The organism is Citrobacter sp. JUb117, assembly GCF_024809055.1.
GTDB lineage: Bacteria > Pseudomonadota > Gammaproteobacteria > Enterobacterales > Enterobacteriaceae > Citrobacter > Citrobacter gillenii.
This window is the reverse complement of record NZ_JANUFB010000005.1, coordinates 255,622-271,078: the sequence shown is the minus strand read 5'-3', so window position 1 is coordinate 271,078 and position 15,457 is coordinate 255,622. Positions and strand designations below refer to the sequence as shown.

Annotated in this window: 17 protein-coding genes; 14 read left to right on the top strand and 3 right to left on the bottom strand. The window is 55.8% G+C overall.

Annotated features, from left to right (window positions below; all coding sequences use genetic code 11):
* Positions 1-15: 15 nt before the first annotated feature.
* Positions 16-345 (bottom strand): acid-activated periplasmic chaperone HdeB, encoded by a 330-nt coding sequence (gene hdeB, locus M2374_RS13650; RefSeq protein WP_115258498.1) that lies wholly within the window; start codon positions 343-345, stop codon positions 16-18.
* A 400-nt stretch (positions 346-745) separates the two neighbouring features.
* Between hdeB and M2374_RS13645 the strand changes: the two genes are divergently transcribed.
* The 7 genes from M2374_RS13645 to M2374_RS13615 are packed head-to-tail and all read left to right on the top strand — an operon-like array spanning position 746 to position 7,671.
* Positions 746-1,612, top strand: coding sequence for a MurR/RpiR family transcriptional regulator (locus tag M2374_RS13645; RefSeq protein WP_115258497.1), 867 nt, complete (start codon positions 746-748; stop codon positions 1,610-1,612).
* 14 nt (positions 1,613-1,626) lie between these two features.
* Entirely contained in the window at positions 1,627-2,214 is a 588-nt protein-coding gene (gene ddpX, locus M2374_RS13640; protein WP_181689096.1) for a D-alanyl-D-alanine dipeptidase, read from the top strand.
* 16 nt (positions 2,215-2,230) lie between these two features.
* A complete protein-coding gene (locus tag M2374_RS13635) occupies positions 2,231-3,793 on the top strand; it encodes an ABC transporter substrate-binding protein (RefSeq protein WP_096757049.1) in 1,563 nt (520 codons plus the stop codon).
* Positions 3,794-3,841: 48 nt separating this feature from the next.
* Positions 3,842-4,864: an ABC transporter permease gene (locus M2374_RS13630; RefSeq protein ID WP_096757048.1), complete on the top strand. Its 1,023-nt coding sequence runs from the start codon at positions 3,842-3,844 to the stop codon at positions 4,862-4,864.
* On the top strand, positions 4,861-5,757 hold the full coding sequence (gene ddpC, locus M2374_RS13625) for a D,D-dipeptide ABC transporter permease (RefSeq protein WP_181689095.1): 897 nt from the start codon (positions 4,861-4,863) through the stop codon (positions 5,755-5,757). The genes M2374_RS13630 and ddpC overlap by 4 nt, the downstream gene beginning before the upstream one ends.
* Complete coding sequence (locus M2374_RS13620) at positions 5,754-6,740, top strand: ABC transporter ATP-binding protein (RefSeq protein ID WP_137400136.1); 987 nt, start codon at positions 5,754-5,756, stop codon at positions 6,738-6,740. The genes ddpC and M2374_RS13620 overlap by 4 nt, the downstream gene beginning before the upstream one ends.
* Positions 6,733-7,671 carry an ABC transporter ATP-binding protein gene (locus M2374_RS13615; RefSeq protein ID WP_117342795.1) on the top strand — a complete coding sequence of 313 codons (939 nt, stop codon included), beginning with the start codon at positions 6,733-6,735 and terminating at the stop codon, positions 7,669-7,671. Before M2374_RS13620 ends, M2374_RS13615 begins: the two co-directional genes overlap by 8 nt.
* Positions 7,672-7,698: 27 nt before the next feature.
* On the opposite strand, the gene M2374_RS13610 is transcribed toward M2374_RS13615, so the two are convergent.
* Complete coding sequence (locus tag M2374_RS13610) at positions 7,699-8,589, bottom strand: LysR family transcriptional regulator (RefSeq protein WP_096757044.1); 891 nt, start codon at positions 8,587-8,589, stop codon at positions 7,699-7,701.
* A gap of 142 nt (positions 8,590-8,731) precedes the next feature.
* On the opposite strand from M2374_RS13610, the gene M2374_RS13605 reads away from it, so the two are divergent.
* From M2374_RS13605 to M2374_RS13580, 6 genes are read left to right on the top strand one after another with little or no spacing between them, the layout of a single operon-like run.
* Positions 8,732-9,439 carry a CoA transferase subunit A gene (locus M2374_RS13605; RefSeq protein WP_096757043.1) on the top strand — a complete coding sequence of 236 codons (708 nt, stop codon included), beginning with the start codon at positions 8,732-8,734 and terminating at the stop codon, positions 9,437-9,439.
* 2 nt (positions 9,440-9,441) lie between these two features.
* The gene (locus M2374_RS13600; RefSeq protein WP_115258492.1) at positions 9,442-10,098 is read left to right on the top strand and encodes a CoA transferase subunit B; all 657 of its coding nucleotides are present in this window, start codon (positions 9,442-9,444) and stop codon (positions 10,096-10,098) included.
* Positions 10,099-10,108: 10 nt separating this feature from the next.
* Positions 10,109-11,314, top strand: coding sequence for an acetyl-CoA C-acetyltransferase (locus tag M2374_RS13595; protein ID WP_181689094.1), 1,206 nt, complete (start codon positions 10,109-10,111; stop codon positions 11,312-11,314).
* Positions 11,304-12,227 (top strand): 3-hydroxyacyl-CoA dehydrogenase family protein, encoded by a 924-nt coding sequence (locus tag M2374_RS13590; RefSeq protein WP_181689093.1) that lies wholly within the window; start codon positions 11,304-11,306, stop codon positions 12,225-12,227. The genes M2374_RS13595 and M2374_RS13590 overlap by 11 nt, the downstream gene beginning before the upstream one ends.
* 43 nt (positions 12,228-12,270) lie before the next feature.
* Positions 12,271-13,665 (top strand): GntP family permease, encoded by a 1,395-nt coding sequence (locus M2374_RS13585; protein WP_220133093.1) that lies wholly within the window; start codon positions 12,271-12,273, stop codon positions 13,663-13,665.
* A gap of 11 nt (positions 13,666-13,676) precedes the next feature.
* Positions 13,677-14,447: a 3-hydroxybutyrate dehydrogenase gene (locus M2374_RS13580; RefSeq protein ID WP_096757038.1), complete on the top strand. Its 771-nt coding sequence runs from the start codon at positions 13,677-13,679 to the stop codon at positions 14,445-14,447.
* 42 nt (positions 14,448-14,489) lie between these two features.
* On the opposite strand, the gene M2374_RS13575 is transcribed toward M2374_RS13580, so the two are convergent.
* Positions 14,490-14,921, bottom strand: a complete 432-nt coding sequence (locus M2374_RS13575; protein ID WP_096757037.1) for an OsmC family protein — start codon at positions 14,919-14,921, stop codon at positions 14,490-14,492.
* 228 nt (positions 14,922-15,149) lie between these two features.
* Here M2374_RS13575 and sra point away from each other — a divergent pair, with 228 nt between their 5' ends.
* Positions 15,150-15,290: a stationary-phase-induced ribosome-associated protein gene (gene sra, locus M2374_RS13570; protein WP_096757036.1), complete on the top strand. Its 141-nt coding sequence runs from the start codon at positions 15,150-15,152 to the stop codon at positions 15,288-15,290.
* Positions 15,291-15,457: the final 167 nt, after the last annotated feature.

Genomic DNA, 15,457 nt, shown 5'->3' with positions numbered 1-15,457 from the left:
AATAAGTGATTAATCTTATTTAGATAATTCTTTTTTGATCTCGGCTTTTATTTTACTTAATTCACTCTGTGGATTCTTTTTGCACATTTCAATGGTCAGGGGAACCGCAGTAGTGATCGTTTCGTTATAGTCTACGTAGTCTCCCCCTTTGAAGTCTTCATCTTCGTTCAGCACCCAGAAGGCAACCGGCGCCATGGTTTGTGGGTTCAAATCAATAAACTCCTGGCAGCTCATTCCTTTAGGCGTCACTTCAGTTTTTGTGGTCTCAGTTGCTGCATTGACGCTGACACTGGTTAACAACGCGGCAACCAGAATACCTGCGGTAGAAAGGGAGAATTTATTCATTGTAGTACTCCATTTATAATATAGATAATATCTACACTTGCGCTTTAAACCGTTAATGTAGCTCGGGAAAAATAATACCCCTACTATTAAAAGAATAAAGATGATGGTCGTTGATATGGCTGAAATTTATATTTCGGGTTACCAATTCTGATGTCAGTGGGGAAAATATCGCTCACAATGTGATCGTCCCGACGAAATCCACCGATTCATACCCCGCTTTCCCTACCGTTGCACCAAAACTGAACTACGCTGCACAAATGTTGATCATTAGTTAATGAAGTTACGCATTATTTAACAAATGGCGCCAGTAAACCGGGGGCGCAGACATGGCACGCGTCCTGCATTGTTAATCCAGTAACAACGACACGGCATCTGACAGGCAACTAACAGCGAGACGGTAATGACATCAAAACCTGAATTATTCGCCCGCGTAGAACATACCTTCAGCCAGCTTACGCCGAGTGAAAAGCGTGTTGCCGGTTGGCTGTTAGCACACGCTGCGCAGATCCCGTTTGAAACTGCAGACGGCATTGCTAAGGCCACGGGAACCAGTGGCATTACCGTTGGACGCTATCTGCGCAAACTGGGTTTTCGCAATCTGGAAGATGCTAAAGCCAGCCTGCGCGAACTGCCTGTTATCCCCTATCAGCCGTGGGGAATGAATGAACGGCTTGATTCCTGGCACCAGCAGCAACGTCTGCCGGACCGGGCGCAGCAGTCGCTGCTGCTGGAAATTGATGCCATTACCCATGTTTATCAACTGGCGCAAAGCGACACATTTTTACGCATTGCGCAACAGCTGGCACACGCCGAGGCCGTGTATATCCTCGGCATTCAGTCGACCCGCGGGATTGCCAACGCCTTTTTCAGCCATCTGGAATACCTGCGACCCAAAGTCAGTTACTCCGAGGGCTTGTCCGGAAGCTGGGTTGAGTCACTGAATTCAGGGTTTGACCAGCCGTATGTGGTGATAACCGATATGCGCGCCTACTCGGCAACATCACGACAATATTGCCGGGTCGCCCGCGACCGCCACATTCCGCTGGCGCTGATAACCGATGTCTGGTGTCCGTGGGCCAGAGACTACGGTATTGATTTACTCCAGGTGAAAACCGACACCGGGCATTTCTGGGACTCCCTTGCCCCCGTCAGCTGTCTGTTCAACTTATTACTCTCCGCGGTGGTGGCGCAACTGGGCGACGCTCTCGCCGGGCGCCTGCAAACCAATCGCCAACTCCAACAGCAGTTTGGTCAATTCGAACAATAAACAGGAATCGTGCTATGCCAGAAACCTCTGTTCTGGTCGATCTGTCGGTGATCTTTCCGTCACTGCATATCGATCTCAAATACGCTACCCGCGATAACATTACCGGCGCACCCGTCTACCGGGAAGCGCGCTGCCTGTTACACACCGATGCGGTCACGGGACTGGCCAAAAGCATCAGCATTGCGAAACTGGCGGGCCTGAATCTGGTGGTGTACGACGCTTATCGTCCGCAGCAGGCGCAGGCGATGCTATGGAATGCCTGCCCGGATCCGCAGTACGTTGTCGATGTCGCGATTGGCTCCAATCACAGCCGCGGCACGGCCATTGACGTCACGCTGATGGACGAACGTGGCAATATCCTCGATATGGGGGCCGATTTTGATGAAATGCACGATCGTTCCCACGCCTGGCATCCTTCCGTTGCGCCACCCGCACAGCGTAATCGACTGATGCTGAATGCCATTATGTCCGGTGGCGGTTTTGTCGGGATCAGCAGCGAATGGTGGCATTTTGAATTACCAAACGCAGCTCGTTACCCCCTGCTTGATGACTGTATTGCGTGTTTCCCTGCCCCCCAAATAACAACACCACACCCCCTTTAATTTCTGGAGCCTGGTTATGAAGACAACACACGCCTTAACATCGCTGTTTCGCCCCGCGCTGATTGCTTTAGCATTAGCGGCAGCCCTGCCCGCTGCACAAGCCGCGGTACCTAAGGATATGCTGGTGATCGGTAAAGCCGCCGATCCACAAACGCTCGATCCTGCCGTCACGATTGATAACAACGACTGGACGGTAACCTATCCGTCTTATCAGCGTCTGGTGCAGTACAAAACTGAAGGTGATAAAGGCTCCACGGAAGTAGAAGGCGATTTAGCCAGCGGCTGGAAGGCGTCTGACGATCAAAAAGAGTGGACCTTCACCCTGAAAAGCGAGGCCAAATTTGCCGATGGCACGCCGGTAACGGCTGAGGCGGTGAAGCAATCTTTTGAACGCCTGATCAAAATTGGTCAGGGACCTGCCGAAGCGTTCCCGAAAGATTTGAAGGTAGAGGCCATTGATGCCAGTACGGTGAAATTTACCCTCAGCCAGCCGTTCGCGCCTTTCCTGTACACGCTGGCGAATGACGGCGCGTCAATAATCAACCCGGCGGTGTTAAAAGAACATGCCGCCGACGATGCGCGCGGTTTCCTTGCCCAGAATACGGCGGGCTCGGGTCCTTTTATGTTAAAGAGCTGGCAAAAAGGACAGCAGCTGGTTCTGGTGCCGAACCCGCATTGGGCGGGCACCAAGCCAGTATTTAAGCGCGTATCGGTGAAAATCATCGGTGAAAGCGCCTCCCGCCGCCTGCAGTTGTCGCGCGGCGATATCGATATTGCTGATGCGCTGCCCGTCGATCAGCTTGCCGCCTTAAAGCAGGAAGGCAAAGTCAAAGTAGCGGATTACCCGTCACTGCGCGTGACCTACCTGTACTTGAACAACAGTAAAGCACCGCTCAATCAGGTGGATTTACGCCGCGCTATTTCGTGGTCAACGGATTATAAGGGCATGGTGAACGGGATCCTCAGCGGCAACGGTAAGCAGATGCGCGGCCCGATCCCCGAAGGCATGTGGGGCTTTGATGAAAAAGCCATGCAATACAGCTTTGATGAAGCGAAAGCCAAAGCCGAGTGGGACAAAGTCGCAAACAAACCAGACAGCCTGAGCTTCCTGTACTCGGATAACGACCCGAACTGGGAGCCGATTGCCCTCGCCACCCAGGCCAGTCTTGGCAAGCTGGGGATCAAGGTCAAGCTGGAAAAACTGGCCAACGCCACCATGCGTGACCGCGTTGGTAAAGGTGATTACGACATCGCCATCGGCAACTGGAGCCCGGACTTCGCCGACCCGTACATGTTTATGAACTACTGGTTTGAGTCGGATAAAAAAGGCTTACCAGGCAACCGTTCATTCTATGAAAACAGTGAGGTCGATAAGCTGCTGCGCAGCGCGTTGTCAACGACCGACCAGGTGGCCAGAACCAACGATTACCAGCAGGCGCAAACTATCGTGATTGATGAAGCGGCCTACGTCTATTTATTCCAGAAAAACTACCAGCTGGCGATGAACAAAGACGTCAAAGGATTTGTATTTAACCCAATGCTGGAACAGGTCTTCAACATCTCCACCATGAGTAAATAATCTCACCACGTTTATGCGGAGCCGCATTGGCTCCGCAAGGGGAAGCCAATGACTTTCTGGAGCATTTTACGCCAGCGCTGCTGGGGACTTATCCTGGTGGTGGCCGGTGTTTGCGTCATCACCTTTATTATTTCGCACCTGATCCCGGGCGACCCCGCGCGGCTGCTGGCGGGCGATCGCGCCAGTGATGAAATTGTTGAGAATATTCGCCAACAGCTGGGTCTTAATCAGCCGCTGTACGTGCAATTTTTTCGCTACGTCAGCGATGTGTTTCAGGGCGATTTAGGCACCTCGATTCGTACCGGACGTCCGGTGATGGATGAGCTGCGCGTGTTCTTCCCCGCCACGCTTGAGCTGGCCTTTTGCTCCCTGCTGCTGGCGCTGATTATCGGGATCCCGCTGGGGATTTTATCCGCAGTCTGGCGTAACCGCTGGCTCGACCACCTTGTGCGTTTGATGGCAATCACCGGTATTTCGACGCCGGCGTTCTGGCTTGGTCTCGGGGTTATCGTACTGTTTTACGGTCATCTGCAAATATTACCCGGCGGTGGACGCCTGGATGACTGGCTGGATCCACCGACGCACGTTACCGGGTTTTACCTGATAGATGCGCTGCTGGAAGGCAATGGCGAAGTGTTTTTCAATGCGCTCCAGCATCTGATCTTACCGTCCCTGACGCTGGCCTTTGTACATCTTGGCATTGTCGCCCGCCAGATCCGCTCCGCTATGCTCGAACAGCTTAGCGAGGATTACATCCGCACTGCCCGCGCCAGCGGTTTACCGGGCTGGTACATCATTTTGTGTTATGCGCTGCCCAACGCGCTCATTCCGTCCATCACCGTCTTGGGGCTGGCGCTGGGCGATCTGCTCTACGGCGCGGTACTTACCGAAACGGTATTCGCGTGGCCAGGCATGGGCGCCTGGGTCGTCACCTCCATACAGGCGCTCGACTTCCCGGCCGTCATGGGATTTGCCGTGGTGGTGTCATTTGCCTATGTGCTGGTCAACCTGGTGGTGGATTTACTCTACCTGTGGATTGACCCGCGCATCGGACGCGGAGGTACACAATGATGCTCTCACAAGAAACGCCCGCCACCGCGCCGAGCGCTCACCGTCGCCGCGACTGGGCCAAACTGTTCTGGATGATGAAAAGCAGCCCGCTGACGCTGATTGGCGGAGCGATCACCGTGCTGATGTTGTTGATGATGGTGCTGTCACCGTGGATAACGCCTTACGATCCCAATGCGATCGACCTCACCGCACGTCTGCTCCCCCCGTCAGCTACTCACTGGTTTGGTACTGATGAAGTGGGACGCGATCTGTTTAGCCGTGTACTGGTCGGCAGCCAGCAGTCGATCGTTGCAGGACTGGTGGTAGTGGGTATCGCCGGTGGGATTGGTTCACTGTTGGGCTGCCTGTCCGGCGTGATGGGCGGACGGGCGGACGCGATTATTATGCGCGTGATGGACGTGATGCTGTCGATCCCCTCGCTGGTGCTGACTATGGCGCTGGCCGCCGCGCTGGGGCCCAGCCTGTTTAACGCCATGCTGGCCATTGCGATTGTGCGCATTCCATTCTACGTACGTCTGGCCCGGGGACAAACCCTGGTAGTCCGCCAGTTTACCTACGTACAGGCTGCCCGTACGTACGGCGCGTCCCGCTGGCATCTGATTAGCTGGCATATCTTACGTAATTCGCTGCCGCCGCTGATCGTGCAGGCCTCGCTGGACATCGGCAGTGCGATCCTGATGGCCGCCACGCTGGGGTTTATCGGGCTGGGTGCGCAGCAACCGAGCGCGGAATGGGGAGCCATGGTGGCAATTGGCCGCAACTACGTGCTTGACCAGTGGTGGTACTGTGCGTTTCCCGGTGCTGCCATTCTGATCACCGCCGTGGGTTTCAATCTCTTTGGAGACGGTATTCGTGACCTGCTGGACCCGAAAGCCGGAGGAAAACAGTCATGAGCCAACCCGTCCTGGAAATTGAAAATTTGCACCTGAGCTTCCCCGGCTATAAAGCTGACGTGCATGCGTTGAACCATGTCTCGTTGCACATCAACCGGGGTGAGATTGTCGGCGTGGTCGGCGAGTCCGGCTCCGGGAAATCCGTTACCGCCATGCTTGCCATGCGCCTGTTGCCGGAGGGCAGTTATCGCATTCACCAGGGGCGCGTGTCGCTGCTCGGTGAAGATGTGCTGAACGCCAGCGAGAAGCAAATGCGCAAATGGCGCGGGGCGCGCGTGGCAATGATTTTTCAGGAGCCGATGACAGCCCTAAACCCGACCCGGCGCATTGGCCAGCAAATGGTAGAGGTGATCCGCCATCATCAATTACTCAGCCGCACGGATGCGCGACAAAAAGCCATCGCCTTACTGGAGGAGATGCAAATCCCGGATGCCGCCGAAGTCATGTCGCGCTTCCCGTTTGAGCTTTCCGGCGGTATGCGCCAGCGGGTGATGATCGCGCTGGCTTTTTCCTGCGAGCCGGAGCTGATTATTGCTGATGAACCGACGACCGCGCTGGATGTGACGGTGCAACTGCAGGTACTGCGCTTGCTGAAGCATAAAGCACGGGCCAGCGGCACGGCGGTGCTGTTTATCAGCCATGATATGGCGGTGGTTTCGCAACTGTGCGACCGGGTGTATGTCATGTATGCCGGAAGCGTGATCGAAAGCGGCCCGACGCAGACGGTGATTCAGCACCCGACGCATCCCTACTCCATTGGTTTGCTGAAATGCGCGCCAGAACACGGAGAGCCCCGCGCGCCGCTGCCCGCGATCCCGGGAACCGTGCCGAACTTAACCCAATTGCCTGCCGGATGTGCATTCCGCGAACGCTGTTATGCGGCCGGGACACAGTGTGACGCGGTTCCGGCATTACGCAGTCAGGGGCATGCGGATCAGCAGTCCGCCTGCTGGTATCCCCAACTGGAGACTCGTCATGACTGACATTTTGCTGTCGCTTCAGGATATACATGTCAACTTCCCGGCCCGAAAAAACTGGCTTGGCAAGGTCACCGAGCGCGTGCACGCGCTCAACGGGTTAGATTTACAGATTCGCCAGGGGGAAACATTGGGTATCGTTGGTGAGTCTGGCTGTGGCAAAAGTACGCTGGCTCAACTGCTCATGGGGATGCTCAGGCCGAGTCAGGGGCAATACGCTCGCGGCACAGAAAAACACAGCGGTATGCAAATGGTCTTTCAGGACCCACTCTCGTCGTTGGATCCGCGCTTGCCGGTATGGCGGATCATTACCGAACCGGTGTGGATCCAAAAGCGCAGCGCCGAACGTCACCGCCGCGCCCTTGCGGAAGAGCTGGCGTTACACGTGGGGATTCGTCCGGAATACCTTGACCGCCTGCCGCACGCGTTTTCCGGCGGGCAGCGCCAGCGCATTGCCATTGCCCGCGCGTTGTCCTCTGAGCCGGATGTGATTGTGCTTGATGAACCCACCTCGGCGCTGGATATTTCCGTACAGGCGCAAATCCTCAACCTGCTGGTGGCGCTACAGGCACGCAGAAACCTGACCTATGTGCTGATCTCGCATAATGTGTCGGTCGTGCGGCATATGAGCGACCGCGTGGCGGTAATGTACCTCGGGCAAATCGTCGAGCTGGGTGACACGCAGCAGGTATTAACCTCTCCCGCGCACCCCTATACACGTCTGTTGCTGGACTCGGTCCCTAAAACCGGTGCACCGCTGGCGGAAGATCTGGTGTTACGTAAAACCGAGTTGCCGGGGAATCGAACCCTACCGCAGGGATGTTATTTCCGCGATCGCTGCCCACTGGCGACTCAGGGATGTGAGAAGAAACAGGCATTATTGAAAAACGAGACCGGGAGTGAAGTCCGCTGCTGGCGGGCAGTTAGCGAAATCTGACCTCACGGGCGTAGTGTGCCTGGTGTATCAGGCGCAATATGCCTTTTTCAGCGCATCCACCAGCATTTCGGATGCAGTCGACAACTTATGATGCGAGGAACGCAGGATCCCAATACGACGCTGGATAACCGGGCCGTCCAGCTCAATACAGGTTGCGCCAAGTTCGGTCATCTGTGTGCGGCACAATGCAGGCACGGCACTGCCGCCTAAACCATTCGCCACCAGGCGTCCAATGGTCACCAACTGGTGGCTCTCCAACGCCACTTCCAGCGCATGGCCGCTTTGTACCAGTTGCTCTTCCAGCATCAGACGTACGGCAGAGGGACGTTGCAAGGTAATAAAATCCAGCGTCAGCAAGTCCTTCCATGCGATGCGTTCCCGGCCAGCCAGACGACTGGTCGGAGGGACGATGGCGATAAAACGATCCATCCCGAGCGGGGTAAAATGCAGGTGTCCGGAGTAGTCCGGTTCAAAGGCAATCCCCATCTCGACCCGCCCTTCGCTGACCATTTCAATCACCTGCTCGTTAATTACGTCGTGCACCGTGACATTGACACCGGCATAGCTGTCGCGAAAGGTCTTGAGCACCGGCGGCAGCACATTCGCGGCAAATGACGGCATCGCAGCAATCGAAATTTTGCCACGTTGCAGTGTAAAGCGCTGGCGCATGGCTTCTTCGGTATTTTCCCAGTCGGCAAGCAGCTGTCGCCCCATGGTCAGCAGCGTTTCGCCCTCCTGCGTCAGGGTCACCTTGCGGGTGGTTCTTAACAGTAAAGCGCCCCCTAACGACTCTTCCAGTCCTTTGATCGCCAGGCTTAACGCGGGTTGCGACATATTCAGCCGTTCACTGGCATGAGCAAAATTCAGAGTGTGAGCTACCGCTAAAAACGCGCGTAACTGTTTGATGCTCATTCTCATTACTCATTCCTTTAACTTGTTGAATACCTTTAATTAACATTAAATTGATAAAAAAACCCAATGAGTGAGTCACAAATTTAAAATTAACAAATCATTTTTCACCCCTAATGATGTCGCCAGGAACAACTGGAGGGGCAAGTGTATGGCTGGACTGGATAAACGGGTCGCCACGTATCAACAGGCGTTGGAAGGGCTGACTGACAACATGACGCTGCTGGCAGGCGGTTTTGGCTTATGCGGTATTCCTGAGAATTTGATTGCAGAAGTGCGCCGTCGGAACGTTCAGGGACTGACCGTGGTGTCGAACAACTGCGGCGTGGACGGGTTTGGCCTCGGCGTGCTGCTGGAAGCACGCCAGGTACGCAAAGTGGTGGCGTCCTATGTCGGTGAAAATGCCCTGTTCGAAAAGCAGGTGCTGAGCGGAGAGCTGGAAGCCATTCTGACGCCACAGGGCACGCTGGCGGAGCAGCTACGAGCCGGTGGTGCAGGCATTCCCGCCTTCTTCACCGCCACCGGGTACGGTACCCCCGTCGCCGAAGGCAAAGAGGTGCGCGAGTTTGCCGGCCGGCCTTACATCATGGAGCAGGCGATTACCGGTGATTTCGCGCTGGTCAAAGGCTGGAAAGCCGACTGGTACGGCAACGTCATCTACCGCCATACCGCACAAAACTTTAACCCACTGATGGCAGCAGCCGGACGCATCACGGTAGTCGAAGTGGAAGAAATTGTCCCTCCCGGCGAGCTGGATCCCGCCGCTATTCACACCCCCGGAATTTTCGTCAATCGCATTATTCAGGGGCAGTTCGAAAAACGTATTGAACAACGCACCCTACGCCATCAAGGAGCCTGACCATGTTAACGCGTGAACAAATGGCGATGCGTGTCGCTCGCGAGCTGCGCGACGGTTATTACGTCAACCTCGGTATCGGTATCCCGACCCTGGTGGCCAATTATATCCCCGACGGCATGGACGTGATGCTGCAATCAGAGAACGGCTTGCTTGGTATGGGGCCGTTCCCTACCGAGGACGACATTGATGCCGACATGATCAACGCCGGTAAGCAAACAGTGACGGCGCGTAAAGGCGCGGCAATTTTCGACTCCGCACAATCCTTCGCCATGATCCGCGGCGGCCACGTCGACCTGACGGTTCTTGGCGCATTTGAAGTGGATACCAATGGCAATATCGCCTCGTGGATGATCCCCGGAAAAATGGTGAAAGGTATGGGCGGCGCGATGGATCTGGTCGCTGGCGCTGAAAACATCATCGTTGTGATGACGCACGCCTCGAAAAGCGGTGAGTCCAAGCTGCTTCCCAGTTGCACTCTGCCCTTGACCGGCGTGGCCTGTATCAAGCGCGTGCTGACCGACCTGGCGCTGCTGGAAATTGCCGACGGCGCGTTCATTCTGCGCGAACGGGCGCCGGGCGTCAGCGTGGACGACATTGTTGCCAGAACCGCCGGCAAGCTGATCGTTCCCGATCATGTCCCAGAAATGCACTTCAACTAAGGATCTGACCATGATGGATGTTGTTATTGTCGCAGCAACGCGCACGCCAATTGGCAGTTTTCATGGTGCCCTTGCCCCGCTTTCTGCCGTTGAGTTAGGGACAACGGTCATCCGCGCTCTGCTGGAAAAGACCGGGGTTGCACCAGAACAGATAGACGACGTGATTTTAGGTCAGGTTTTAACGACCGGCTGTGGGCAGAATCCGGCCAGACAGACGGCAATTCGTGCCGGTTTGCCGGTAACCACCCCAGCGATGACCCTCAATTTACTGTGCGGTTCAGGACTAAAAGCGGTTCATCTGGCGGTGCAGGCCATTCGCTGCGGCGATGCGGACATCGTGATTGCCGGCGGTCAGGAAAGCATGAGCAATGCACCCTATTTTCTCGACGGTGCCCGCGCAGGATTACGTCTGGGTCATACCAGCCTGAAAGACAGCGTGGTGCATGACGGGCTGTGGGATGCGTTCAACGACTACCATATGGGTATTACCGCCGAAAATCTGGCGGATAAATTCGCCATCAGTCGCGAGCAACAGGATGCCTTCGCCCTGCACTCCCAGCGAAAAGCGGCCGCCGCCCTCGAAGCCGGTCGGTTTAACGCAGAAATCACCCCAGTTAGCGTTCCGCAAGGGAAAAAAGCACCGCGCGTGGTGGAGCGTGATGAGCAACCTCGCCCGGAGACTCAGGCGGAAAAACTGGCGCAGTTGAAACCGGCATTTCGTCCCGGCAGCGGCACGGTGACGGCGGGCAATGCGTCTTCCCTAAACGACGGTGCGGCGGCAGTAATGGTAATGAGTGCCGCCAAAGCCGCTGAATTAAACCTTCCTGTGTTGGCAAAAATCACCGGTTACGCCGTCTCGGGCGTTGATCCAGCCATTATGGGGATCGGCCCGGTGGAAGCCTCGCTGAAGTGCCTGAAGCGCGCCGGGTGGACGCTGGATGACGTTGATCTGATCGAAGCCAACGAAGCCTTTGCCGCCCAGGCGCTGGCGGTCGGCGAATCGCTGAATTGGGACAGCAGCAAGGTTAACGTTAACGGCGGTGCAATTGCGCTGGGCCACCCAATCGGGACCTCAGGTTGCCGCATTCTGGTTACCTTGCTACATGAAATGGCGCGGCGCAATGTGGCCAAAGGGCTGGCCACGCTGTGCGTGGGTGGCGGCCATGGTGTGGCGCTAACGGTGGAACGTCCAACAGGAGCACACTATGCAGACTAATCACATTAGCGTACTGGGAGCCGGGCTAATGGGCGTCGGCATCGCGACCCACTTTGCCCGTTTTGGTCATCCTATCTGGCTGTTTGATCCCGACAGCAACCGTATTGCCGAGATAACAGCTGTTGCCAGCAGTATTCTGGACGAGCTGATTGCCACCGACCAGTTTGCCGCCGCAGATAAAGCATCGGTTCTCGCGCGACTGCACGGCACAACCTCTCTGGCGGATATCGCCGCGTCTGGATTATTAATCGAAGCGATCCCGGAACGGCTAGAGCTGAAGCACGCGCTGTACGCACAGCTGGAAGCCGTTATCTCACCCGAAGCGATTATCGCCAGCAACACCAGTGGCCTGCCGCCGGATGCGTTGGCGGAAAAACTCGCGCACCCGGAGCGGTTGCTGATCGCACATTTCTGGAATCCACCGCACTTTATTCCGCTGGTTGAAATCGTGCCGGGCACAGCAACCAAACCTGAATATCTCAGTGAATTGCAGCAATGGCTGGTCGCGATGCAGCTTGAGGCGGTGGTGCTCGATCGCGCCGCACCGGGCTTTGTCGGCAACCGCCTGCAGTTTGCCCTGCTGCGTGAAGCGCTGCATATCGTCAAAAGCGGTATTGCCAGCGCCGAGGTGGTAGACCAGGTGATGCGTGCGTCGCTGGGCCGCCGTTACGCGATGGTCGGCCCGCTGGAAGCGGCGGACATGACCGGACTTGCCACGGTGCAGGATATTTGTCGCCATCTGCTTCCAACACTCGCCACCGGCAGCGACATGATGTCGCTGGTCGCCGACAAGGTTGCTCGCGATGAAACCGGTTTACGCAGTGGTCAGGGGTTTTATCACTGGGATGATTCGCGCAAGGAATACATCCAGCAACGCAGAGAGCATCAGCTGCGTTTTGCCCTGAAACCGTAACTTCTCTTTCTGTACCCCACTATAACAATGATATTGAGGAGTCATGATGAGTGTATTAATCGCCCTGGCCGCGCTGGGCCTGCTGATGCTGGCAGCCTATCGCGGATACAGCGTCATCCTGTTTGCCCCCATCGCGGCATTAGGTGCTGTTTTGCTGACTGAACCCAGCGCCGTCGGTCCTGCCTTTACCGGCCTGTTTATGGAAAAAATGGTCGGTTTTGTGAAGCTGTACTTCCCGGTGTTCTTACTGGGTGCAGTGTTTGGCAAGTTAATCGAATTATCGGGTTTTTCCCGTTCAATCGTCGCCGCCGCCATCAACGTCCTCGGGCGGCGTCACGCCATTCCGGTGATCGTGCTGGTGTGCGCGCTGCTGACTTACGGCGGTGTCTCGCTGTTCGTGGTGGCGTTTGCGGTGTATCCGTTTGCCGCTGAGCTGTTCCGTCAGAGCAACATTCCGAAGCGACTGATCCCGGCAACCGTGGCGCTGGGCGCCTTCTCTTTCACCATGGATGCACTGCCCGGTACACCGCAGATCCAGAACATTATCCCGACCAGCTTCTTTGGCACCAACGCCTGGGCCGCGCCCTGGCTGGGGCTGATAGGCTCGCTGTTTATTATCTTTGTCGGCCTGATTTACCTTGAGCGTCAGCGCCGAAAAGCGCAGGCAAAGAACGAGGGCTATGGCACCGAACTGCTTAACGAACCGGAAACGCCGGATAATATTAATCTGCCAAACCCGATTATTGCGATTTCGCCGCTGATTCTGGTGGGGGTGTTTAACCTGTTGTTCACCCGCTGGATCCCGGTGTTTTATGGCTCGACGCATCAACTGGAGCTACCGGGTCTTGCCAAACCGATTACCACTGAAGTCGGCAAAATTACCGCTATCTGGGCGGTGGAAGCCGCGCTGATTGCCGGGATCCTGCTGGTCGTGGTTTTTGGTTTTCGCAATATAAAAGGTCGCCTGGCGGAAGGCAGCCGAACGGCGGTGGGCGGTGCGATCCTCGCGGCAATGAATACCGCTTCAGAATACGGTTTTGGCGCAGTGATCGCCGCGTTGCCGGGCTTCCTGGTGCTGTCAAAAGCGCTAGCGGCCATTCCCGACCCGTTGCTCAACGAAGCCATCAGCATCACCACTCTGGCCGGGATCACCGGTTCAGCATCCGGCGGGATGAGTATTGCGCTGGCGGCAATGTCCGACACCTTTATCGCCGCCGCACATGCCGCCAACATTCCACTGGAAGTCTTTCACCGCGTGGCCTCTATGGCCAGTGGTGGCATGGATACTCTGCCGCATAACGGGGCGGTAATCACGCTGCTGGCCATCACCGGTCTCAGTCACCGTCAGGCATATGGCGGGATCTTCGCCATCACCATAATCAAAAGTCTGGCCGTTCTGTTTGTGATCGGCGTCTTCTACACCACCGGCATTGTTTAAGGAGAATCATCATGAACTTAACGGGAAAAGTGGCCCTGGTTACCGGCTCCACCAGCGGTATTGGATTAGGCATTGCGCAGGTGCTGGCGAAAGCTGGCGCCACACTGATTCTTAACGGCTTTGGTGATGCTGAGGCGGCAAAAGATGCCGTGGCGAAGTATGGCAAAACACCGGGGTATCACGGGGCGGATCTCAGCGATGCAGCGCAAATTACCGAGATGATGCGCTACGCCGACAGCGAGTTCGGCGGCGTGGATATTCTTGTCAACAACGCCGGGATCCAGCATGTTTCACCGCTGGAGACGTTCCCGGTCGATAAATGGAATGCGATCATCGCGATTAATCTGTCCTCCGTTTTTCACACTACCCGTCTGGCGCTGCCCGGCATGCGTCAACGCAACTGGGGTCGCATCATTAATATCGCCTCTGTGCACGGGCTGGTGGCGTCAAAAGAAAAATCGGCCTATGTCGCGGCTAAACACGGCGTGGTGGGGCTAACCAAGACCACCGCACTTGAGACAGCGCAGACCGGCATAACCTGTAACGCACTGTGTCCCGGCTGGGTGCTGACGCCGCTGGTACAACAGCAGATCGACAAGCGCATTGCCGAGGGCACCGCGCCGGATGTTGCGCGCGATGCTCTGCTCGCGGAGAAGCAACCGTCACGCGAGTTTGTCACCCCGGAGCAACTGGGAGAACTGGCGCTGTTCTTATGTTCAGACGGTGCGGCGCAGGTGCGCGGTGTGGCGTGGAATATGGACGGCGGTTGGGTGGCGCAGTAAGTTATGTCAGCCGGATGCGCTCTCGCATCCGGCACATCATCGTTAAGACTTCAGCTGGTAATCCAGCGTAATTTCCGCGTTCAGAACCTGTGACACCGGACATCCGGCTTTCGCTTTCTGGATAATACCGTCAAAGGTTGCGGCATCAATGCCGGGCACGGAAACGTCACTGTGCAGCGCCACTTTGGTGATGGCAAAACCCGCATCCACCTTATCCAGAGAAACATCGGCAGTGGTATCAATGGCGTCTGGCGTGAAGCCCGCCTCACCCAGCATTAACGAAAGCGCCATCGAGAAGCAGGCCGCATGAGCCGCGCCAATCAACTCTTCAGGATTGGTGCCTTTCGCACCTTCAAATCGCGTATTAAACCCATACGGCTGCTGGTTCAACACGCCACTTTCGGTCGACACGGTCCCTTTACCGCGTTTAATGTCGCCTTCCCAGTGTGCCTGACCTTTCTTATGGATAGTCATTACCGCTCTCCTGTGTTGTCGTCGGAGTAACAAGTATAGGACGCTGAGGGAAACACATGACGCATATTGGATAGTTCTGTATTAACAGCTTAAGCATTGACCTTTCAGATGAAATGACCGACCATCCAGAAAGCCGTTATTTTAGACACCGGCTGTTAATCAGGTTGTATTTCGTCCGCGCTTACGCGGGCTCGCCCTTGAAACCAGTAACAGGATTAAGGAGTTAGAATGAAATCGAACCGTCAGGCCCGTCATGTTCTTGGACTGGACCACAAAATCTCCAATCAACGTAAAACCGTGACCGAAGGCGACAAAACCAGCGTGGTCAACAACCCTACCGGAAGAAAACGCCGCGCTGACGCCAAGTAATACCCCGCACGTTATACTGAATAATGATGATATACACCATTGCAACCGCGGTGGTGTTTTTGCTTATAAAACCCCTTAACCCATTCACAATGCTTTATACTTCGGCCGTTTCCCTGGCGGAAGGCAACCTACGATCATAAACAGTGCCAGGGAGGGTTATTCAAAAA

Bases quoted from the DNA above. Each gene is read 5' to 3' on its own strand.
- hdeB (WP_115258498.1), bottom strand. From the start codon at position 345: ATGAATAAATTCTCCCTTTCTACCGCAGGTATTCTGGTTGCCGCGTTG.
- M2374_RS13645 (WP_115258497.1), top strand. From the start codon at position 746: ATGACATCAAAACCTGAATTATTCGCCCGCGTAGAACATACCTTCAGC.
- ddpX (WP_181689096.1), top strand. From the start codon at position 1,627: ATGCCAGAAACCTCTGTTCTGGTCGATCTGTCGGTGATCTTTCCGTCA.
- M2374_RS13635 (WP_096757049.1), top strand. From the start codon at position 2,231: ATGAAGACAACACACGCCTTAACATCGCTGTTTCGCCCCGCGCTGATT.
- M2374_RS13630 (WP_096757048.1), top strand. From the start codon at position 3,842: ATGACTTTCTGGAGCATTTTACGCCAGCGCTGCTGGGGACTTATCCTG.
- ddpC (WP_181689095.1), top strand. From the start codon at position 4,861: ATGATGCTCTCACAAGAAACGCCCGCCACCGCGCCGAGCGCTCACCGT.
- M2374_RS13620 (WP_137400136.1), top strand. From the start codon at position 5,754: ATGAGCCAACCCGTCCTGGAAATTGAAAATTTGCACCTGAGCTTCCCC.
- M2374_RS13615 (WP_117342795.1), top strand. From the start codon at position 6,733: ATGACTGACATTTTGCTGTCGCTTCAGGATATACATGTCAACTTCCCG.
- M2374_RS13610 (WP_096757044.1), bottom strand. From the start codon at position 8,589: ATGAGAATGAGCATCAAACAGTTACGCGCGTTTTTAGCGGTAGCTCAC.
- M2374_RS13605 (WP_096757043.1), top strand. From the start codon at position 8,732: ATGGCTGGACTGGATAAACGGGTCGCCACGTATCAACAGGCGTTGGAA.
- M2374_RS13600 (WP_115258492.1), top strand. From the start codon at position 9,442: ATGTTAACGCGTGAACAAATGGCGATGCGTGTCGCTCGCGAGCTGCGC.
- M2374_RS13595 (WP_181689094.1), top strand. From the start codon at position 10,109: ATGATGGATGTTGTTATTGTCGCAGCAACGCGCACGCCAATTGGCAGT.
- M2374_RS13590 (WP_181689093.1), top strand. From the start codon at position 11,304: ATGCAGACTAATCACATTAGCGTACTGGGAGCCGGGCTAATGGGCGTC.
- M2374_RS13585 (WP_220133093.1), top strand. From the start codon at position 12,271: ATGATGAGTGTATTAATCGCCCTGGCCGCGCTGGGCCTGCTGATGCTG.
- M2374_RS13580 (WP_096757038.1), top strand. From the start codon at position 13,677: ATGAACTTAACGGGAAAAGTGGCCCTGGTTACCGGCTCCACCAGCGGT.
- M2374_RS13575 (WP_096757037.1), bottom strand. From the start codon at position 14,921: ATGACTATCCATAAGAAAGGTCAGGCACACTGGGAAGGCGACATTAAA.
- sra (WP_096757036.1), top strand. From the start codon at position 15,150: ATGAAATCGAACCGTCAGGCCCGTCATGTTCTTGGACTGGACCACAAA.